This window comes from Pseudomonas sp. P5_B2, from assembly GCF_056400445.1.
Genome location: NZ_JBFULH010000011.1, coordinates 1 through 19969, shown reverse-complemented (window position 1 = coordinate 19969; position 19969 = coordinate 1). Strand labels below are relative to the sequence as shown.

Genomic DNA, 19969 nt, shown 5'->3' with positions numbered 1-19969 from the left:
TTCCCACGCTCCGCGTGGGAATGCCTCAACGGACGCTCCGCGTTCGGCTCTGGGGACGCAGAGCGTCCCGGACTGCATTCCCACGCGGAGCGTGGGAACGATCACATTACCGACCACACACGAGACCCGACATGACCGACACCCCGCATTTCCCCTTATCCGCCGTGGTCGGCGCCGACGACTTGAAGCTCGCCCTGTACCTGACCGCCATCGACCCGAAAATCGGCGGCGTACTGATCGAAGGTCCGCGCGGCATGGCCAAATCCACCCTGGCCCGGGGCCTCGCGGACCTGCTGGCAAGCGGTCAATTCGTCACGTTGCCGCTGGGCGCCACCGAAGAACGCCTGGTCGGCACTCTCGACCTCGACGCCGCGCTGAGCGACGGTCGTGCGCAATTCTCACCCGGCGTATTGGCCAAGGCCGACGGCGGCGTGCTTTACGTTGATGAAGTCAACCTGTTGCCCGATCACCTCGTGGACCTGTTGCTCGACGTCGCCGCCAGCGGCACCAACCTGATCGAGCGCGACGGCATTTCCCATCGGCATTCGGCGAAGTTTGTGCTGATCGGCACGATGAACCCAGAGGAGGGCGAGCTGCGTCCGCAATTGCTCGACCGCTTCGGTCTGAACGTCGCGCTCAGTGGGCATACAGCACCCACCGAGCGCGGCCAGATCATCCGTCGACGCCTGGATTTCGACAGCGATCCACAACGCTTCTGCGCGCAGTGGGAGCATCAGCAGCAGTCACTGCGCGAACGGTGCGAGAAGGCACGTAACGTACTGGAGAGCATTCCCCTTGATGATGACGCGTTGACGCAGATCACCGAGCGCTGCTTTGCTGCTGGTGTCGATGGCTTGCGTGCTGACCTGGTCTGGTTACGCGCCGCGCGCGCCCACGCAGCATGGCGCGGTGCAAACGTGATCGCCGAGGCCGATATCGACGCTGTCGCCGAGTTTGCCTTGCGCCATCGTCGCCGCGAGCAATCACCACCGGCACCGCAACACCCTCAGCCGCCGTCTGCACAAAACGCCAACCCGAGCGAAGGCCAGGGTCAATGGGGTGAAATGCCCGCCCAGGCGCTGCCGGTCGGCGCCCGCCGTGAAGTGCCGAGTTGGCCAAAAAAGCCCTAGGCATTCGCCCTCGATCTGATGCGGGGGCGAATGCCAGACCCCGCGCAGGACGACTGGACAAAGGCAAGCAAGGCAAACGCCACGCCGCGCGCAGCGGCTCGATCAACTGGCCCGGCACCTTGCTCAACGGCCGGCCACGTCAGCGCAGTGATGTGCTGTTCCACCTGCGTACCCGTTGCGCCCATGAGTTGTGGCTGGTGATTGTCGATGCCTCCGCTTCGACCCGACGACATCAGGCATTGAGTGATGCCAAAGGCCTGTTGGCGCAAGTGTTCGACGATGCCTACCGCCAGCGGGCACGTCTCGCGTTGTTGACGGCCAGCGGCCTGGCGCCGAACTGGCAGGTTAAAGGCTTGAAAGCATCCAGCGGAATGCGCAGCTGGCTTGAAGACCTGGGCGCGGGCGGCGGCACGCCGTTGCTGGCGGCGCTAGGTGATGCTGGGCGCTGGTTGGCGGTTCGAAAGAAGCGCTTTCCGGCGGAACAACAGCGGGTGTTGCTGGTAACGGATGGGCGAGTGAAGGAGTGGTCGAGTTTGCCGGTGCTGGAGTGTCCGGGGTTGCTGATTGATATCGAGCGTGGGCCGATTCGGCTTGGGCGTGCGAGGCAGATGGCGGCTGAATTACAAACGGATTATCGCCATATTGATGAGCTGATTTCAGACTGAGTTATAGGTTGTCTGTTCCGGCCCTATCGCGAGCAGGCTCGCTCCTACAGTGGATCTCCAGTGTCCACAAAACCTGTGGGAGTGAGCCTGCTCGCGATGGGCGCGACTCGGTTTCAAATTATTTACCCATCGCCTGACGGTACTGCCGCGTACGCCGGCCAATGTACAACCGATCAACAATCAACGCCCATACCGCCGACACCTGCGGCCGTGGCTTGCGCCCGCGACTCAATCGATGCAGCTGAAACTTCACCACCGCCATGCTCGCCAGCGCGGCCAGCGGTTTGCGTTTCCACAGAATCGGCGGAAGTTGCGGATGGCTGTTGCGGCCTTCGCGCCAGTGTTTGACCAACTGCGGCTCGACCGCCAGCRCCGTACCGATGCCGGCCATGGCGATGCCGCTGTCGAGCACCTGTTCGACGACGGCCAGGCGCCGAATGCCGCCGGTCACCATCACCGGCATGCGCGCGACGCTGGCCAGTTCACCGGCCATTTCAAGAAAGTACGCTTCACGCGCCAACGTCCGGCCATCGCGGGCTTCGCCTTGCATGGCCGGGGCTTCGTAGCTGCCGCCGGAGAGCTCTAGCAGGTCGATGGGTAGCTCGTTGAGCCACAGAATTACCTGACGGGCATCGTCGGCGTCAAAACCGCCACGCTGAAAGTCGGCGGAGTTGAGTTTCACTGACACGCAAAACTGCGGCGAGACAGCTTGGCGAACGGCGTTGACCACGTCCAGCAGCAAACGCGCGCGATTCTCCAGTGATCCACCCCAGCGGTCGGTGCGGCGATTGGTCAACGGTGAGAGGAACTGGCTGATCAGGTAGCCATGCGCGGCATGAATCTGCACGCCGGTGAAGCCAGCCTTTTCGGCGAGGGCCGCACTGGTGGCGAAGCGCACGATCACGTCTGCGATATCGCCCTCGGACATCGGTTTGGGCTCGGCGAACATCTTCGAAAACGCTCCCAGGTCCAACGCCACGGCGGACGGTGCCAATGCCTGCTGGCCGAGATTGGCCATGGTCTGGCGGCCGGGATGATTGATCTGCATCCAGAACTGCGCACCACCGGATCGTCCGATGGTTGCCCACTGGCGAAAGCGTTGCAGATCGCGTTCGTCTTCCAGCACGACGCCGCCGGGGCCGGTCATGGCGAGGCGGTCGATCATGACATTGCCGCTCAGCAACAAACCGGCTTCGCCCTCGGCCCAGGCCTGATACAGCCGAAATAATGCGTCAGACGGTGCTTGCCCGATGTCAGCGAGGTTTTCTTCCATCGCGGCTTTGGCGATACGATTGCCGACGGTCTGGCCGTTAGGCAGATTCAACGCTTGGAAGGGCGACATGCTTGACTCCTCATCAGTGAAGAGCAGAGGCTAAGCTTAAAGTTAACTTTAATGTCAAGCAGGCAAATGAGGCCGTGATGAAAATTGGTGAACTGGCGCAGTTAAGCGGGCTGAATGCGTCACGCATTCGTTTTTACGAGGCTCAGGGTTTGATTCGTCAGGTAGAGCGGTCGGCCAATGGTTACCGGCGGTATCCCGCGCAAGTGCTGCAAACCCTGCAAATCATCCAGTGCGCGCAGCAGGCAGGATTCAGTCTGGACGAACTGAAGCTGTTGCTACCGGACACGGTGACCGGGGAGTTCAAGCACGACGAATTGGTGGCGGGGCTTGTACGCAAGGTGGAGCAGATCGAGGAAATGCAACTGCACCTGGCCCAGAGCAAGGCGCAGTTGCTGGCGGTGATCGAAAACATCCAGACGCGGCCCGAAGGGATGGCCTGTGATGCGAATGCCAAGCGGGTGATAGCGTCGTTCAAGCATTAGTTCTTATCGATGCATGCGTCACCGTAAGCCTGGTAGCGCAAGACATGAGTAGCGCCCATCGTGTCGACGTAGGTCATCTCCCGGGGGCCTATACCGCAATAATCGCCACCGGTGATGTTAACGACTCTGGCGATGTTCAGTGGTTTCGAATAGCTGTAATCATCAACGTTCGAGGGACTGGCGTTTTCGACGGAGGCGGCGGCTGCGGTGCTGCTCAGGGCAATTAGAATCAGCGTGGAAAGAAAGCTTTTCATGATGGGGCTCTCGTAGTGGCTACTGAATGATTTCAGTGGCAGTACGACGAGCCCCGCTCAGGTTTATTCCAGGCCCAAGGCAACGTTTTTCAGATCAAAAGGCGCTTTAGGCTATTCATGAAAGGTGTACCGATCCTTCCCCGAGTGCTTTGACTCATACAACGCCTCATCGGCCTTGATCAGCGCTTGATTCAACGTGTCGTCATCCGTCACCCGCGTCAGGCCGATGCTGATGGTCACCGGATGCCGGGTGTTTTGTTCGCGCACCATCCGGCACAGTTCACCCGCCAGTTGCTCAACGTCTTCGCGCCGCACCCCGGTCAGGTAAATTGCAAACTCCTCACCCCCCAATCGTGCGTATTCAAAATCGACCATCACCGATTTGATGTCCGCGGCAACGCGCTTGAGCACTTCATCGCCGATGTCGTGGCCATAGACGTCGTTGACCTTCTTGAAGTTGTCGATGTCGATCATCGCCAGATAATGGTCACGTTCTCGGGGCTCGGCATGCAGTTGCTGGCTGGCGCGGGCCATGAATGACCGGCGATTGGGGATTTCGGTCAGGGTGTCGAGGTAGGCCTGATCCAGCAATATTTTGGCCATGATGTAGTTGTTCAGCTTGGCGTCACGCAATTTGAAGAAACTGTAGAGCGTCAGCGCACAGAGGAAAGCGCTGTAATTGAGGGTCATCACGCCCCTGAGCTCGAACGCGAGAACGTCGGTGTGATAGAACGGGTTGAGGTTCACCCAGGTAATCAGTTGCGCACCATAGAACGACCAGCGACTGAGCGGCAGGATCGAGGCGCCGTACAGCGTGCTTGATGCTGCAATTAACAGCCATGCGGCACGATAACTGTCAGGCAAATCTTCGACCAGCAGCCGCGAACCCAACGTGATGGCGAACACGAAAAGTAGGTTCAAGACATCAAAATGCCCGGCCTTGCGGGTGAACAGCAACAGGATTGTCAGGGTCGAAAACACCCCGAAGAATAGCAGCGACTGCCAGGCGAAAGGCCGCCCGCCCATGAAACTGAGAATCAGGTCGAACACCACCCACATGGCGACACTGGCGACATAGATCAACACGCAGAACGTGTGCTGGCGTTCGAACTCGTGCTGGATGAACTCGGCTTTCAACGCAGCCGGCGCGGCTTCGCTACGGATTTCATCTTCAATGGTTTTGTACATCGCCGACCCTGCTGCTGTGCTGGTATTGAATAAAGCAGTCGCAAGCGGGGTTGTCCAATGCCCATACAGGCGGCATTGATGTCGATCAACAACGGATATGGAGGCGATAATTCAACAGCTCGTGGGCCCTTGGGACGGTGCGCAGGGTCCTGAGCGTTTGTCGTAACCAATGAACCGTGTGGGTGGATTGTCGATGTGGGAGTTTGGGTTTTGTCTTGCCAATATGGGCGGCGAAGTCGGCTTCAAGGGTTTGCCGGGTGTCCATGCCTTTGAGTTTTTTCAGYAGTTTCCCATCCTTGTAAAACAGCACCGTGGGGGTACCGGTCACGTTCGGATGGCGGGGAGACTCGCCGGTGTTCAGCACGTAAATACACGCCCGGTCCCGGTACTGTTCGGCTATTTGACGGAAAATCGGTTCGGCGGATTCGCAGGCAGGGCAGTGGGTATTGCCGAAATACAGGATCACCGGGCGCCAGGTGTCCACGGCTTTTCGGTAGGCCGGGGCGAGTGTTGGAGGGGGGCGGGTCGAGCTCATTGAAATCTCCTTTTTCACAACGACCATCGAGGTTGGCCGACGGTAAAGGAGTGGGCGGGGAGGGTCTACTGTCAGAAATTACAGGTGGTTTTTTCCTGAGTTGTAAACCTTTCGGCTTACTGCATCGCAGCCCCGGTTTAATCTCACCAAACTTGCCCTCAAAACCTGTGGCACACTTTCTGCTGTCCGAAATCAGGAGAAACACTCATGAGCATTACCCGTTACGGCACTGGCAGCACTGCTGGCGGCGGCCAGCCCCGTCCTTTTGCCCGCGCCGTTGAAGCCGATGGCTGGCTGCACGTGTCCGGGCAGGTGCCGGCGCTGAATGGCGAAATCATTGTGGGTGGCATTGTCGAGCAGACTCACCAGACCATGAAGAACCTGATCGCGATCCTCGAAGAGGCCGGTTATGGGCTGGAAGACGTGGTACGTACCGGCGTGTGGCTGGAAGATCCACGGGATTTCTGGAGTTTCAACAAGGTGTTTTCCGAGTATTTCAGCCCCGAGCATGCCCCGGCGCGCGCGTGTGTGCAGGCGAGCATGATGGTTGATTGCAAGGTCGAGATAGACTGCATTGCGTACAAGAAAAAGGCTTGAACCGAGTCGCGCCCATCGCGGACAAGCCCTGCTCCTACAAGCGATGGCGGCCCGGCGTATCAACGAATAACGGCGGCTGCCTGCGGCCGCGAACGTGAGGAGTTCGACCATGTCTACTGCCCAACACACTGCCGCCGTGGAAAAGGGCTTTGCCCATATCGGCGCCAACCTGGTCCGCGATGTCAGCTTGCCGGCGCTGGTGCTGCACCGCGAAGCGCTGGAGCACAACATTCGCTGGATGCAGGCCTTTGCCAGCAACAGCGGTGCCGAGCTCGCGCCCCACGGTAAAACCAGCATGACCCCGGCCCTGTTTCGCCGGCAACTGGACGCTGGCGCCTGGGGCATCACCTTGGCCACTGCCACGCAAACCCGTGCGGCGTATGCCCATGGCGTGCGTCGGGTGCTGATGGCCAACCAATTGGTCGGCACGCCGAACATGGCGCTGATTGCCGTTCTGCTGGCAGACCCGACTTTCGATTTCCATTGCATGGTCGATCACCCGGACAACGTCGCCGACCTCGGCGCTTACTTCGCCTCGCGCGGTGTGCGTCTGAACGTGATGATCGAATACGGCGTAGTCGGTGGTCGTTGTGGTTGCCGTACCGAAGACGAAGTCATCGCACTGGCCAAAGCCATCAACGCACAACCGGCGCTGGCCCTGACTGGCATCGAGGGCTACGAAGGCGTGATCCATGGTGATCATGCAGTCAGCGGCATTCGTGATTTCGCTGCGTCGTTGGTGCGTTTGGCGGTGCAGTTGCAGGACAACGGCGCGTTCGCGGTTGCCAAACCGATCATCACCGCGTCGGGGTCAGCCTGGTATGACTTGATTGCCGAGGAGTTCGAAGCGCAGAACGCAGGCGGACGTTTCCTCAGCGTGCTGCGTCCCGGCAGCTACGTGGCGCACGACCATGGTATCTACAAAGAAGCGCAATGCTGTGTGCTCAATCGCCGTAGCGACCTCAACGAGGGCCTGCGTCCGGCAATGGAAGTCTGGGCGCATGTGCAGTCGATGCCGGAGCCGGGTTTCGCAGTGATTGCCCTGGGCAAGCGCGATGTGGCCTACGACGCCGGTTTRCCGGTGCCGTTACTGCGTTACAAGGCCGGCGTGGTGCCAGCGAAGGGCTATGACGTCAGCGCCTGCAAGGTGACGGCGGTGATGGATCAACACGCGTTCATGAATGTGGCGCCGGGGGTTGAATTGCGAGTGGGTGACATCATTTCGTTTGGCAGTTCGCACCCGTGCCTGACGTTCGACAAGTGGCGTACGGGGTGTCTGGTGGATGAACAGCTGAATGTCATCGAAACCATGGAGACCTTTTTCTAGGTCTCCAGACCGATGTACGGCCATCGCGAGCAGGCTCACTCCTACAGGGAAACGCATTCCATTGTGGGAGTGAGCCTGCTCGCGATGAGGCCCTAAGCCAACCGCTCAATCCCGGTAAAACACCTGCACCAGGTGATACCCGAACTTGCTCTTGATTGGCCCATGCACCACTCGCAGCGGTTTCTTGAAAATCACTGCATCAATGACGCCGACCATCTGCCCCGGCCGCACTTCACCCAAGTCGCCGCCGCGCTTGCCGGACGGACAGGTGGAATACTTTTTGGCCAGCACATCGAAGGCTTCGCCCTTGGCGATGCGTTGTTTGAGCTGCTCGGCTTCTTCCGAGGTTTTCACCAGAATATGGCGGGCTTGAGCTTTCATTGGGGCATACCTTGCAACGGTGGTGGCTATGTTGGTACCCGCGGGGGCGGGCGATTATGCCTCAACTCACTCGGGTTGGCCGATCATCGTGCGAATCTTGTTGGCCAGCAGGTCGATGGAAAAAGGCTTGGTCACCATGTCCATGCCTTCCTCCAGAAAACCCTGGCGTTCGGCGGCCGTTTCCGCGTAACCGGTCATGAACAACACTTTAAGGTCCGGGCGGTGCTGACGGGCGATCTCGGCCAATTGCCGCCCATTCATGCCAGGCAGCCCGACATCGGTCACCAGCAAATCAACGCGCAGGTCGGATTCAAGCAAGGGCAGGGCGGTCTTTGCATCTTCGGCTTCGTGTGCGTGGTAACCCAGCTCATTGAGCAAATTGAGTACCAGCATGCGCACCGCTGGATCATCTTCCACCAACACCACGGTTTCACCGGCAATCGCCGCCGGTGCCTCGCCCGTCACGGGCATCAGCACAACTTCCGGTTCCATGGCGTGCAGGCGTGGCAAGTACAAGCGCACGCTGGTGCCCTTGCCCGGCAAACTGAACAGGCTGACATGCCCGCCCGATTGCTGGGCGAAGCCATAGATCATCGACAATCCCAGGCCGGTGCCCTGGCCGATGGGTTTGGTGGTGAAGAAAGGGTCAAAGGCCTTGGCCAACACCGACGGCGTCATGCCGGTGCCATTGTCGCTGACGGCGATCATCACGTAGTCCCCGGCACTGACCGGTTCCAGCGTGGAGAGATCGCTGCCGTCGAGGTAAACATTGGCTGTTTCGATCAGCAGTTCGCCACCCTCGGGCATCGCATCGCGGGCGTTGATCACCAGGTTGAGCAGGGCGTTTTCCAGTTGACTGACGTCGGTGCTGATCGGCCAGACTTCCTCGGCCAGTTGCAGGTTGAGCGCGATGTGCTCGCCCTTGGTTCGGCTGAGCAGATCTTCCAGCGAACGCACCAGCTCATTGGCGTTCAGCGGCTTGCGATCCAGTGACTGGCGCCGGGAGAACGCCAGCAGGCGATGGGTCAACGCGGCGGCGCGGTTGGCCGAGGACACGGCGGCTTCAGTAAAACGGCCGATCTCGTCGGTGCGCCCCTCAGCGATATAGCGCTGCATCAAGTCGAGGCTGCCGATGATTCCCGTCAGCATGTTGTTGAAGTCATGGGCGATGCCGCCGGTGAGCTGCCCTACCGCTTCCATTTTCTGCGCATGGCGCAAGGCGTCTTCGGCGCGTTCACGCTCGAACATCTCGTTTTGCAGACGCTGGTTGGCTTCCGCGAGCTGTTGAGTACGGGCAGCGAYACGCTCTTCCAGGGTTTCGTTGAGATTGCGCAGGGCTTCTTCGGTCTGTTTGCGCTCGGTTTCGTCGATCACAAAGATATAGAACCCGTTCACCGCACCATCCGCACCGTGGCGTGGCAGGTAGTTCATCAGTGCCTGGCGAATGCTGCCGTCACGGTGCGGCGTGCTGATGCTAAAACAGCAGGGCTTGCCTTTCAGGGCGTCGGCGATGTATTCGGCGCGCAAGGCATAGGCCCCGTCACCCAGCACTTCACGAATGGTTTTGCCATAGAGCTCCTGCGGCGTCAGTCCATACCAGTCCAGGTACGCAGAGTTGTTCAGGCGGAAACGCTCTTCACTGTCGACGTAGCTGATCAGGACTGGCATGGCGTTGATGATCAGTTGCAGCTCGGTCTGACTCTGGCGCAATGCCTGCTCGGTGTGTTTTCGCTCAGTCAGGTCTAACGCGGCGCCGAGAAAACGCATCGGCCGGCCGTGGTGATCCTTGTAACAGCGTCCTCGGGCAAACACCCAACGCAACTGGCCGTCGGGTTGCAGCAGGCGATATTCCTCGGCGTACTCGGTGCCGTGGGTGATGCAGTGCTTAATGCTGCGCGCAATCATCGCCCGGTCTTCCGGATGCACGCCGTGCAGGTATTCGCTGATTGGCAACTGCGCGGCCATACCCGGATCGACGCCGTGCAGTTGCGCGAAATGGGCGTCGGCGAGGAAGCGATCTTCGCCRATGTCCCAGTCCCAGGTGCCGACCGCGTCGGTGGCGGCCAGGGCCAGTTGCAGACGTTGCTCGGTGTCGCGCTGAGCCTTGAGGCTGGCGGCCGAGCGCTGTTCCAGTTCCAGTGCGATGCGGCGCCGTTCATTGGTTTCGATGGCCGTGACCAGAATACCGGCGACCTCGGCACTTTCATCGCGGATCGGGCTGTAGGTCAAATCCAGCCAGAAGTCGGAATCCTCACCGTCACGCTGCAAGGTGAAGCGTTGTTCGCTGTAGGTACGCACCTGACCCTGCAGGACGGCGCTGTAAATCGGGTCGGTAAAGTCCTGGAGTTCTGGCCAGATCTGGTGCGTCGGCTGTCCGAACGCGTGTGGGTGTTTACTGCCGGCGAGGAAGGCGAAACCATCGTTGTAAATCTGCGTGAGCTGCGGTCCCCATAGCAACAGCATCGGCATCGGTGAGTGAATCACGATGTCGACGGCGGTGCGCAAGCTCTGCGGCCAAGTGCCGGCAGCGCCCAATGGGGTGCGTGTCCAGTCCAGTCTGGCAATCAAGGCCTGGGCATCGCTGCCGGTGGAAGCTGCGTTCATCAATGGGTCCTGCGTTTAAGTCGGCGGCGTTTTCTATCTCGTCGGGCAGTAGACGCTGGATGACCCGTATTGGGTCATTATTTTTTCATTGAATGCTTTGCGGGGGCTTTTTGCCATGGATTTCGGTGCGTGCGCAAAGTTATCACGCAGCGGTGGAATCAAGGACTGACACAGACCCATTGTGGGGGCGGGCTTGCTCGCGAAAGCGGTTTATCAGTAAACATTGTGCTGACTGGCACACCGCTTTCGCGAGCAAGCCCGCTCCCGCACTAGATCTGTGTCAATCAAGGAGTTCGGGGCGGTTGCGGAATTGTTCGAGAGCCTCCGGATTGGCCAGTGCATCAGTGTTTTTCACCTTTTGCCCATGCACCACATTTCTCACAGCCAACTCGACGACCTTGCCGCTGATGGTCCGTGGAATGTCGGTCACCGCGACGATCTTCGCCGGCACATGCCGGGGCGTGGTGTTGGTTCGGATGACCTCGCGGATTTGCTGCTGCAAGGCCACGTCCAGTTCGACGCCGTCCTGCAAGCGTACAAACAGCACCACCCGCACGTCATCCTGCCATTGCTGACCGATGGCCACACTGTCCAGAACTTGCGGGACTTTTTCCACCTGACGGTAGATTTCCGCCGTGCCGATACGCACACCGCCAGGGTTGAGCACTGCATCCGAGCGGCCATGGATCATCATCGCGCCGTGGGGCAGTTGCTCGGCGTAATCGCCCTGGGCCCAGATGCCGGGAAACTGGCTGAAATAAGAAGTTCGCAGTTGTTCCTGCTGCGGGTCATTCCAAAAACCGATGGGTATCGCCGGAAAGTGCCGGGTGCACACCAATTCGCCTTTTTCGCCGATCACAGGCCGACCTTGGTCATTCCACACTTCGATGGCCATGCCCAGGCTCTTGCCCTGCATCTCACCCCGACGCACCGGTTGAAACGGGTTGCCGTTCACAAAGCACGAAACGATGTCAGTACCACCGGACATCGAGGCCAGACACACGTCGGGTTTGAGGTCGCGGTACACATAGTCGTAACTCTGGGGCGAGAGCGCGGAACCGGTGCAGAGCAGGATTTTCAAGCTGCTCAGGTCATGGCTTGCCCGTGGCTTCACGCCGTTGCTTTCCAGGGTCGCCAGGAATTTCGGGCTGGTGCCGAAGACGCTGATGCATTCGTCGTCGATCAGGTCGATAAGGCGTTGCGGATCAGGATGAAACGGCGAGCCGTCGTAGAGCACTACGGCACTGCCCACGGCGAGGGCCGAGACCAGCCAGTTCCACATCATCCAGCCGCACGTGGTGTAGTAGAACAAACGGTCGCCGGCACCGAGATCGCAATGCAATCCGTGTTCCTTGACGTGCTGCAGCAACACGCCGCCGGTGCTGTGGATGATGCATTTGGGCACGCCGGTGGTGCCGCTGGAATAGAGGATGTACAGCGGATGCGCGAAGGGTACAGGGACAAAGTCCGGCTCGCCGCCAACGTCGTAGAAATCCTCCCACAACGTTACGTTGGCACAAGTATGGAAGTCGACGATGTGAGCCTGTGGCCTTGCATACGGCACCACGATCAACTGCTGCAAGGACGGCAGGCGTTGAAGGATTTCGTTGATTTTGCCGGTCTGGTCGACCTCTTTGCCGGCGTAGCGGTAACCGGCGCAGGTGATCAGTACTTTTGGTTCGATCTGGCCGAAACGGTCGATTACACCTTGAGTGCCAAAATCCGGCGACGAGCAGGACCATATCGCCCCCAGGCTGGTGGTACCGAGCATCGCCACCAGCGTTTGCCAGGTGTTGGGCATACACGCTGCGACACGGTCGCCGAGGCCAACGCCCGCGGCAATCAAACTGTGCTGGAACCCGGCCACATGCTCCACCAACTCACCCCAGGTAAGGTGTTCGCGCTGGCCATTCTCGCCAATGGCAATCACCGCGATGGCATCGTCGCGACGGCGCAGCAGGTGTTCGGCAAAATTCAGGGTGGCGCCCGGAAACCACTGGGCGCTGGGCATTTGTGTGCCCTCGATCAGCACTGTGTCGGGTTGATCGTGAAAACGGATGTCGAAGAAATCGACAATGGCCTGCCAGAAGTCTTCGCGATGATCGATGGACCATTGGTGCAGGGCCGGGTAGTCATCGACGTGGAGGTGGTGGCGCTGATTGATGGAACGCCGAAAGGCCTCCATGCGCGACTTGCCGATGCGCTCGGCGTTGGGTTGCCAGAGGATCTCGGACATGGCTTGCCTCTTCTCCTTTATATGTACACACGGGCTTGTGGCGAGGGGGCTTGTCGRAACGCCGCACCGCCCCGTTCGGCTGCGCAGCAGTCGTAAATAGGTTGACGCGACCAATTTGGGGCTGCTGCGCCACCCAACGGGGCGGTGCGGCGTTCCGACAAGCCCCCTCGCCACATGGGACTGGTGGCTGATTACTGCGCCAACCACCCACCATCAATATTCCACGCCGCGCCACGCACCTGGCTACCGGCCTCGCTGCACAAAAACAACACCAGCTCACCCAACTGCGGCGGGGTGACGAACTCCAGTGACGGCTGCTTTTCTGCGAGCAAATCATGCTGCGCCTGCTGCGGATCGATCCCGGTCGCGGCGCGGTCATCAATCTGCTTCTGTACCAGCGGCGTCAACACCCAGCCCGGACAGATCGCGTTGCAAGTCACGTGCGTGGTTGCAGTCTCCAGGCCCACCACTTTGGTCAGGCCGATCACCCCATGCTTGGCCGCCACATACGCAGCCTTGCCCACCGACCCTACCTGACCATGCACCGAGGCGATGTTGATGATCCGCCCCCAATTCTTGGCCCGCATGCGCGGCAGGCACAAGCGGGTGCTGTGAAACACCGACGACAGGTTGATCGCGATAATCGAGTCCCAGCGCTCCACCGGAAACTCTTCCACTGACGCCACGTGCTGGATGCCAGCGTTGTTGACCAGAATGTCGATGCCGCCGAACTCGCGCTCGGCGTAGTCGATCATTTCGGCAATTTGTGCCGGATCGCTGACGTCGGCCGGATGATGACCAACCTTGCCGCCGAACTGCTGGACCTCGGTAATCACTTTGGAGGCATCACCGAAACCATTGAGCACCACGTTGGCGCCGGCCTTGGCCAGGCTGAGCGCAATGCCCAGGCCGATGCCGCTGGTGGAACCGGTGACCAGTGCGGTCTTGCCTGAAAGAGTCGTCATGAATACCTCACACAATGCCAGTGGCGTAGAAAGTGGCGATGACCACGAAGACCGCGAGGGTCTTGATCAGCGTAATACAGAAAATATCTTTGTAGGCTTCGCGGTGCGTCAGGCCGGTGACCGCCAGCAGGGTAATCACCGCGCCATTGTGCGGCAGGGTGTCCATGCCGCCGCTGGCCATCGCGGCCACGCGGTGCAGCACTTCCAGCGGAATATTGGCCGCATGGGCCGCCGCGATGAATTGATTGGCCATGGCCGCCAGGGCGATGCTCATGCCGCCCGAGGCAGAACCGGTGATGCCCGCCAGTACCGTCACGGTAATGGCTTCGTTGACCAGCGGGTTCGGAATGCTTTTGAGCCAGTCGGCCAGTACCAGGAAGCCTGGCAACGAGGCGATCACCGCGCCAAAACCGTATTCCGAGGCGGTGTTCATCGCCGCCAGCAACGAACCGCCAACTGCACTTCGACTGCCTTCAGCCAGCTTGCCGCGAATTGCTTGAAAGCCGAACACCAGCACCATGATGATGCCGACCAGCAACGCCGCCTGAACCGCCCAAATCGCGGTCAGCTTGGCGATTTCAGTGGTCACCGGCGCGGCCATGCCCGGCAGCTGCAGGGTGTGGGTCTTGCCGTAGAACTGCGGAATCCACTGGGTAAACAGCAGGTTCGAGATGCCCACGGCCAACAGCGGCGACAGGGCGATCCACGGGTTGGGCAGTTTGATATCGAGCGCCGTTTCCGGCTCGTTGCGCAATTCGGTGCCATAGCCTTCGCCGGAGCGTTGCGCCTTGTTGCGCTGACGCTGCAGAAACAGCATGCCGGCGCAGAATACGAAGATCGCGCCGATCAAGCCCAGCCACGGCGCCGCCCAGGCGGTGGTGTTGAAGAAGGTGCTGGGGATGATGTTCTGGATTTGCGGGGTGCCGGGCAGGGCGTCCATGGTGAACGAGAACGCACCGAGGGCGATGGTCGCGGGGATCAAACGCTTGGGGATGTTGCTCTGGCGGAACATTTCAGCGGCAAACGGATAGACCGCGAAGACCACCACGAACAGCGACACGCCACCGTAGGTGAGCAAGGCGCAAACCAGCACAATCACCAACATTGCCTGACGCGTGCCGAGCAGGCGAATGGCGGCGGCGACGATGGAGCGGGAGAAGCCGGACAGCTCGATCAGTTTGCCGAAGACGGCACCGAGCAGGAACACCGGGAAATACAGTTTGATGAACCCGACCATTTTTTCCATGAACACCCCGGTGAAGACTGGGGCAACAGCGGAAGGGTCGGTGAACAGGACGGCGCCGAGGGCGGCAATCGGGGCGAAAAGGATAACGCTGTAGCCGCGGTAAGCAGCCACCATCAGCAGCGTGAGGGCTGCCAAGGCAATGATCACACTCATGGTGTGTCTCCTGGATTGTTATTTTTGTAGGGTAGGTCTTTTGTGAGGATAGGCTTTAGCGAGATTCGTGCCAGACACTTATGTTATTGAAATATAAGGGTAATTTGTTTGTTTTTGATGGGTTTTCGAGAGGGTAATCTCTGATTTGAGACTCCCACAGTTTGACCGAGTCACCCTTGAAAATGCGGTCCCCTGTGGGAACGAGCCTGCTCGCGATGGTCTGTCTAACAATGGAGATTTATGTCTCGTTATAGAGACTCGGCGATCCCCAACGCAACCATCTTCTTGTACAACGTCGACCGCCCCAACCCCAATCGCACCGCCGCTTCAATCACCTTGCCGCCGCATTGCGCGAGGGCGGATTCAATCAGTTGCCGGTCAAACCGCTCCCGAGCCTGGCTAAACGTCTCATGCGCAACCGGCTCAATCATCAGCGGTGTCGAGCGCTCCACTGGCGTGAAGGTGCCAATCGCTGCACGAATCTCCGCCGCATCCAGCACCAGATCATCACTGAGCAACGCCGCCCGCTCCAGAACGTTGCGCAGTTCGCGAATATTCCCCGGCCACGCGTGCTGGCCCAACAATTCCAGCGCCTCGGGGTTCAGTTCATGCTGACTGCGCAACTCCTCAAGGATCGCTTCGCTGAGCGCCGGGATATCATCGAGACGATCCCGCAGCGGCGGAACGTGAATTGGCAGTACGTTGAGGCGGTAATACAAATCCGCGCGAAACTCGCCGCGTTTGATCGCGGCCGCAAGATCCGTGGATGTGGCGGCAATCACCCGAACATCGCTCTGGATCACTTCGTTGGAGCCGACCGGTTCGAATTCCTTTTCCTGCAATACCCGCAGCAATTTGCTTTGCAGCGTCAGCGGCATGTCGCCAATTTCATCGAGAAACAACGTGCCGCCCTGGGCGATCTGCAACTTGCCGGCGCGGCCCTTGCGGTCGGCGCCGGTGAATGCGCCTGGGGCGGTGCCAAAGAATTCCGCTTCCAGCAACGATTCGGGAATCGCCGCGCTGTTGATGCTGACGAATGCCCTGTGGGCGCGTGGCGAAGCATTATGGATCGCCTGGGCCAGCAGCTCCTTGCCGGTGCCGGTTTCGCCGAGCAGCAACACCGGCGACTCGGTGCTGGCGCTGCGCCGGGCACGGCGTTTGACTTCCAGGCTGGGTGCGCTGGTGCCGATGAAGTGGGCGAAGTTGTATTTGGTCTGCCTTGCCCGTAGCAGCGAGCGGGTGGACGCCAGTTCTTCCTGCATGCTCATGTAGCGCTTGAGCATCGGCGACAGGCTGCGCAATTCGTCGAACAGGGCAAAGCCGATGGCGCCGATCACCACGCCCCCATCGTCATGAATCGGCAGGCGCATGACTACCAACGGCTCTTTCGACGTGTCCTGCATGTCCAACAAAATCGGGCGCCCGGTGCGCACGACCTCACGCAAAAGACTGCCCGGTATCACGCTTTCGCAGGACTTGCCGATGGCGCCTTCCGCCGACTCCAGACCGAAACGCCGGGCATATCGCTCATTCATCCACACGATGTTCGCATCGCGGTCGACAATCACCGTGCCTTCGCTGGACTGCTCGATGATTTCGAACAGCGAACGGATCGCCAGCAGGCGGACCCGCTGGTAATCCTTTAGGCTTTCGGTGGTGTTCATAAGCACAGATCCTGAATGTGTATTGCTTGTGCGGGCCTCTTCGCGAGCAAGCCCGCTCCCACAGTTGACCGAGTTATCAGGACGAACGCGGTCAACTGTGGGAGCGGGCTTGCTCGCGAAGGGGGCGCCTCGGTCTAGCTGTTTGACACGAATTATGCCTACCGCGGATGCGCAGCCGCCAACAGCTCTTTGGTGTAAGGATGCTGCGGCGAATCGAACACATCATGGCTCGCTCCGCTTTCGACTACCTTGCCGTCCTTGATCACGATCATGTCGTGGGCCAGGGCGCGTACCACTGCCAAGTCATGGCTGATAAACAAATACGTCAAGCCGTGTTTTTCCTGAAGCTGGCGGAGCAGGGCGACCACTTGTTTTTGCACGGTGCGGTCCAGCGCCGAAGTCGGTTCGTCCAGCAAGATCAACGCCGGTTTCAGCACCAGCGCCCGGGCGATGGCGATGCGCTGACGTTGGCCACCGGAAAATTCGTGCGGGTAGCGATGACGGCTTTGCGGGTCCAGGCCGACTTCTTCCAGCGCCCGAATCACTTCAGCCTTGCACTGTTCATCGGTCAACTGGCTATGCACCTCAAGGCCTTCGCTGATGATCTGCGCGACTGACATCCGGGGGCTGAGGCTGCCATAAGGGTCCTGGAACACCACCTGCATTTTCTTGCGCCACGGCCGCAGTTGCTTTTGTGTCAGGCCGTCCAGCGCCGCGCCCTGAAAGCGGATGCCGCCTTCAGAGTCGAGCAAGCGCAGGATCGCTTGACCGAGCGTGGACTTGCCCGAGCCGGACTCACCGACGATGCCGAGGGTCTTGCCACGCTGAAGGTTGAGGCTGATGCCATCCACGGCGGTGAGGTACGTCTTGCGCTGGAACAAGCCGCCGCCGAGGGGGAATTGGACTCGTAGATTGTCCACTTCCAGCACATTCTCGCGCTCGTCCCGGCAAAGGGCTTCGCCTTCCGGTTCGGCGTTCAACAGCACGCAGCTATAAGGGTGCTTCGGCTCGGTGAAGATCGTTTCGCAAGTGGCCTGCTCGACGATTTCCCCGCCCTTCATCACACAGACCCGCTGGGCAATGCTGCGCACCAGATTGAGGTCATGGCTGATCAGCAGCAGCGACATGCCGAGCCGTTGTTGCAGCGATTTGAGCAGGATCAGAATCTTGCGCTGCACCGTCACGTCCAGTGCGGTGGTCGGTTCGTCGGCGATCAACAACTCCGGCTCGCAGGCCAGGGCCATCGCGATCATTACGCGCTGACGTTGGCCGCCCGAGAGTTGATGGGGATAGGCCTTGAGCCGCTCTTTGGGTTTTTGGATGCCGACCAGATGCAACAACTCCAGGATCCGCGCTTGCGCCGCTTTGCCAGTCAGGCCTTTGTGCAGCAGCAAGGTTTCGCCGATCTGCTTTTCGATGCTGTGCAGCGGGTTGAGCGACGTCATCGGCTCCTGAAAAATCATCGCGATCCGGTTGCCGCGCAATTCACGCAACACATTGGGCGGTGCGCCGAGCAGTTCCTTGCCACGATAACGGATGCTGCCGGTGGATTTGGTGCCGGTTTCGGGTAGCAATTGCAGGATCGAATGCGCCGTCACCGATTTACCGGAGCCCGACTCGCCGACCAGCGCCAGGCATTCACCGGGGCGGATGTCCAGGCACAGATTGCGCACCACGGTTTCGCCGTTGAAGGCGACGCTGAGGCCACGGATTTCGATCAGGGGAGTACTCATATCAACAGTCCGCGTCAGGATCTCGGATCGAAAGCATCACGTAATGCCTCGCCGATAAACACCAGTAAGGAAAGAATCAGCGCCAGAGTGAAAAACGCGGTCAGCCCCAGCCACGGCGCTTGCAGGTTCTGCTTGCCCTGACCGATCAATTCGCCGAGAGATGCACTGCCGGCCGGCATGCCGAAACCGAGGAAGTCTAGCGCCGTCAGGGTGGTAATCGCCCCGGTCAGAATGAACGGCAGGTAACTCAGGGTCGCGTTCATTGCGTTGGGCAGAATGTGCCGCACGATCACTTTGCGATCCGTCAGGCCCAGCGCCCGGGCAGCTTTGACGTATTCCAGGTTGCGCCCGCGCAGGAACTCGGCGCGCACCACATCGACCAGTGCCAGCCATGAAAACAGCGCCATGATCCCTAGCAACCACCAGAAATTCGGCTCGACGAACCCCGAGAGAATGATCAGCAGGTACAACACCGGCAGCCCGGACCAGACTTCCAGCAAGCGCTGGCCGATCAGGTCGACCCAGCCGCCGTAATAACCTTGAAGGGCCCCGGCGGCAATGCCGATCAGGGCGCTGACAAAGGTCAGCATCAAAGCAAACAGGATCGACACTCGGGCGCCGAAAATCACCCGGGCCAAGACATCCCGGGACTGATCGTCGGTGCCGAGCCAGTTCACATTAGTCGGCGGGCTCGGTGCGGGTTTGTTGAGGTCATAGTTAGGCGTGTCGTCGCTGAACGGGATCGGCGGGAACAGCATCCAGCCGCCGTCCTTTTTGATCAGCTTCTGCACATAGTCGCTGCGGTAATCCGCCTGGAACGGCAGTTGCCCGCCGAACGCCTGCTCGGTGTGGCGCTTGAACACCGGGAAATACCATTGCCCCTGATAGCTGACCACCAGCGGCTTGTCGTTGGCGATCAACTCGCCACCCAGGGTCAGCGCGAACAGGCCAATGAATAACCACAGCGACCACCAGCCCCGGCGGTTTTTCTTGAAGCGTTCAAAACGACGACGGCCCAACGGCGAGAGCTTGAACATCAGGCATTCCTCGCGGCGAAGTCGATACGCGGGTCGACCAAGGTGTAGCAGAGGTCGCCGACGAGTTTTATCAGCAGGCCAAACAGCGTGAAGATAAACAGCGAGCCGAACACCACCGGATAGTCACGCGAGACGGCGGCTTCATAACTCATGCGGCCCAGACCATCGAGGGAGAAAATCACCTCGATCAGCAAGGAACCGGCGAAAAACACGCTGATGAACGCCTGCGGAATGCCCGACACCACCAGCAACATCGCATTGCGGAATACGTGCCCATACAGCACCCGACGCTCGCTCATGCCTTTGGCGCGGGCGGTGATCACGTATTGGCGGGTGATTTCATTGAGGAACGAATTTTTGGTGAGGATGGTGAGGGTGGCGAAACCGCCAATCACCAGCGACGTCACTGGAAGAACCAGGTGCCAGAAGT

General features: G+C 59.9%; 18 protein-coding genes. 5 read left to right on the top strand and 13 right to left on the bottom strand.

What is annotated here, in order from left to right; all coding sequences use genetic code 11:
- The first annotated feature begins 131 nt into the window (after positions 1–131).
- Together AC1DRJ_RS02810 and AC1DRJ_RS02805 are read left to right on the top strand one after the other, a co-directional pair.
- Positions 132–1130, top strand: coding sequence for a magnesium chelatase ATPase subunit I (locus tag AC1DRJ_RS02810; RefSeq protein ID WP_477800722.1), 999 nt, complete (start codon positions 132–134; stop codon positions 1128–1130).
- A 53-nt stretch (positions 1131–1183) separates the two neighbouring features.
- Entirely contained in the window at positions 1184–1795 is a 612-nt protein-coding gene (locus tag AC1DRJ_RS02805) for a vWA domain-containing protein (RefSeq protein WP_477800735.1), read from the top strand.
- Between the two features lie 118 nt (positions 1796–1913).
- On the opposite strand, the gene AC1DRJ_RS02800 is transcribed toward AC1DRJ_RS02805, so the two are convergent.
- Positions 1914–3137: an NADH:flavin oxidoreductase/NADH oxidase family protein gene (locus AC1DRJ_RS02800; protein WP_477800721.1), complete on the bottom strand. Its 1224-nt coding sequence runs from the start codon at positions 3135–3137 to the stop codon at positions 1914–1916.
- Positions 3138–3214: 77 nt separating this feature from the next.
- On the opposite strand from AC1DRJ_RS02800, the gene AC1DRJ_RS02795 reads away from it, so the two are divergent.
- Entirely contained in the window at positions 3215–3619 is a 405-nt protein-coding gene (locus tag AC1DRJ_RS02795) for a MerR family transcriptional regulator (RefSeq protein WP_477800720.1), read from the top strand.
- Here the strand turns inward: AC1DRJ_RS02795 and AC1DRJ_RS02790 are convergent.
- From AC1DRJ_RS02790 to AC1DRJ_RS02780, 3 genes are all read right to left on the bottom strand, one after another.
- Positions 3616–3873 carry a DUF2790 domain-containing protein gene (locus tag AC1DRJ_RS02790; RefSeq protein WP_477800719.1) on the bottom strand — a complete coding sequence of 86 codons (258 nt, stop codon included), beginning with the start codon at positions 3871–3873 and terminating at the stop codon, positions 3616–3618. The genes AC1DRJ_RS02795 and AC1DRJ_RS02790 overlap by 4 nt on opposite strands.
- A gap of 111 nt (positions 3874–3984) precedes the next feature.
- Positions 3985–5061, bottom strand: a complete 1077-nt coding sequence (locus AC1DRJ_RS02785) for a GGDEF domain-containing protein (protein ID WP_477800718.1) — start codon at positions 5059–5061, stop codon at positions 3985–3987.
- Positions 5062–5146: 85 nt separating this feature from the next.
- Positions 5147–5596 carry a thioredoxin family protein gene (locus tag AC1DRJ_RS02780; protein WP_477800717.1) on the bottom strand — a complete coding sequence of 150 codons (450 nt, stop codon included), beginning with the start codon at positions 5594–5596 and terminating at the stop codon, positions 5147–5149.
- 207 nt (positions 5597–5803) lie between these two features.
- Here AC1DRJ_RS02780 and AC1DRJ_RS02775 point away from each other — a divergent pair, with 207 nt between their 5' ends.
- Together AC1DRJ_RS02775 and AC1DRJ_RS02770 are read left to right on the top strand one after the other, a co-directional pair.
- Positions 5804–6193, top strand: a complete 390-nt coding sequence (locus AC1DRJ_RS02775; RefSeq protein ID WP_477800716.1) for a RidA family protein — start codon at positions 5804–5806, stop codon at positions 6191–6193.
- Positions 6194–6302: 109 nt separating this feature from the next.
- Entirely contained in the window at positions 6303–7520 is a 1218-nt protein-coding gene (locus tag AC1DRJ_RS02770; protein ID WP_477800715.1) for an amino acid deaminase, read from the top strand.
- A gap of 105 nt (positions 7521–7625) precedes the next feature.
- Here AC1DRJ_RS02770 and AC1DRJ_RS02765 read toward each other — a convergent pair whose 3' ends face one another.
- The 9 genes from AC1DRJ_RS02765 to AC1DRJ_RS02725 form a co-directional block, all read right to left on the bottom strand.
- Complete coding sequence (locus AC1DRJ_RS02765; protein WP_007898282.1) at positions 7626–7901, bottom strand: peptidylprolyl isomerase; 276 nt, start codon at positions 7899–7901, stop codon at positions 7626–7628.
- Positions 7902–7967: 66 nt separating this feature from the next.
- Positions 7968–10505, bottom strand: a complete 2538-nt coding sequence (locus tag AC1DRJ_RS02760) for a hybrid sensor histidine kinase/response regulator (RefSeq protein ID WP_477800714.1) — start codon at positions 10503–10505, stop codon at positions 7968–7970.
- A 280-nt stretch (positions 10506–10785) separates the two neighbouring features.
- The gene (locus AC1DRJ_RS02755; protein ID WP_477800713.1) at positions 10786–12741 is read right to left on the bottom strand and encodes an acetoacetate--CoA ligase; all 1956 of its coding nucleotides are present in this window, start codon (positions 12739–12741) and stop codon (positions 10786–10788) included.
- A gap of 191 nt (positions 12742–12932) precedes the next feature.
- Positions 12933–13706 carry a 3-hydroxybutyrate dehydrogenase gene (hbdH, locus tag AC1DRJ_RS02750; protein ID WP_477800712.1) on the bottom strand — a complete coding sequence of 258 codons (774 nt, stop codon included), beginning with the start codon at positions 13704–13706 and terminating at the stop codon, positions 12933–12935.
- Positions 13707–13713: 7 nt separating this feature from the next.
- Positions 13714–15105: a GntP family permease gene (locus AC1DRJ_RS02745; protein ID WP_477800711.1), complete on the bottom strand. Its 1392-nt coding sequence runs from the start codon at positions 15103–15105 to the stop codon at positions 13714–13716.
- Positions 15106–15353: 248 nt separating this feature from the next.
- A complete protein-coding gene (locus AC1DRJ_RS02740) occupies positions 15354–16769 on the bottom strand; it encodes a sigma-54 interaction domain-containing protein (RefSeq protein ID WP_477800710.1) in 1416 nt (471 codons plus the stop codon).
- Between the two features lie 158 nt (positions 16770–16927).
- Positions 16928–18502, bottom strand: coding sequence for an ABC transporter ATP-binding protein (locus tag AC1DRJ_RS02735; protein WP_477800709.1), 1575 nt, complete (start codon positions 18500–18502; stop codon positions 16928–16930).
- Between the two features lie 14 nt (positions 18503–18516).
- Positions 18517–19539 carry an ABC transporter permease gene (locus AC1DRJ_RS02730; protein WP_477800708.1) on the bottom strand — a complete coding sequence of 341 codons (1023 nt, stop codon included), beginning with the start codon at positions 19537–19539 and terminating at the stop codon, positions 18517–18519.
- Positions 19539–19969, bottom strand: a 431-nt coding sequence (locus AC1DRJ_RS02725; protein ID WP_477800707.1) for an ABC transporter permease subunit, incomplete at its 5' end; no start/stop codon positions are given. The genes AC1DRJ_RS02725 and AC1DRJ_RS02730, both read right to left, overlap by 1 nt.

Coding starts and splice junctions, on each gene's coding strand:
- AC1DRJ_RS02810 (WP_477800722.1), top strand. CDS start 132: ATGACCGACACCCCGCATTTCCCCTTATCCGCCGTGGTCGGCGCCGAC.
- AC1DRJ_RS02795 (WP_477800720.1), top strand. CDS start 3,215: ATGAAAATTGGTGAACTGGCGCAGTTAAGCGGGCTGAATGCGTCACGC.
- AC1DRJ_RS02790 (WP_477800719.1), bottom strand. CDS start 3,873: ATGAAAAGCTTTCTTTCCACGCTGATTCTAATTGCCCTGAGCAGCACC.
- AC1DRJ_RS02785 (WP_477800718.1), bottom strand. CDS start 5,061: ATGTACAAAACCATTGAAGATGAAATCCGTAGCGAAGCCGCGCCGGCT.
- AC1DRJ_RS02775 (WP_477800716.1), top strand. CDS start 5,804: ATGAGCATTACCCGTTACGGCACTGGCAGCACTGCTGGCGGCGGCCAG.
- AC1DRJ_RS02765 (WP_007898282.1), bottom strand. CDS start 7,901: ATGAAAGCTCAAGCCCGCCATATTCTGGTGAAAACCTCGGAAGAAGCC.
- AC1DRJ_RS02755 (WP_477800713.1), bottom strand. CDS start 12,741: ATGTCCGAGATCCTCTGGCAACCCAACGCCGAGCGCATCGGCAAGTCG.
- hbdH (WP_477800712.1), bottom strand. CDS start 13,706: ATGACGACTCTTTCAGGCAAGACCGCACTGGTCACCGGTTCCACCAGC.
- AC1DRJ_RS02745 (WP_477800711.1), bottom strand. CDS start 15,105: ATGAGTGTGATCATTGCCTTGGCAGCCCTCACGCTGCTGATGGTGGCT.
- AC1DRJ_RS02740 (WP_477800710.1), bottom strand. CDS start 16,769: ATGAACACCACCGAAAGCCTAAAGGATTACCAGCGGGTCCGCCTGCTG.
- AC1DRJ_RS02735 (WP_477800709.1), bottom strand. CDS start 18,502: ATGAGTACTCCCCTGATCGAAATCCGTGGCCTCAGCGTCGCCTTCAAC.
- AC1DRJ_RS02730 (WP_477800708.1), bottom strand. CDS start 19,539: ATGTTCAAGCTCTCGCCGTTGGGCCGTCGTCGTTTTGAACGCTTCAAG.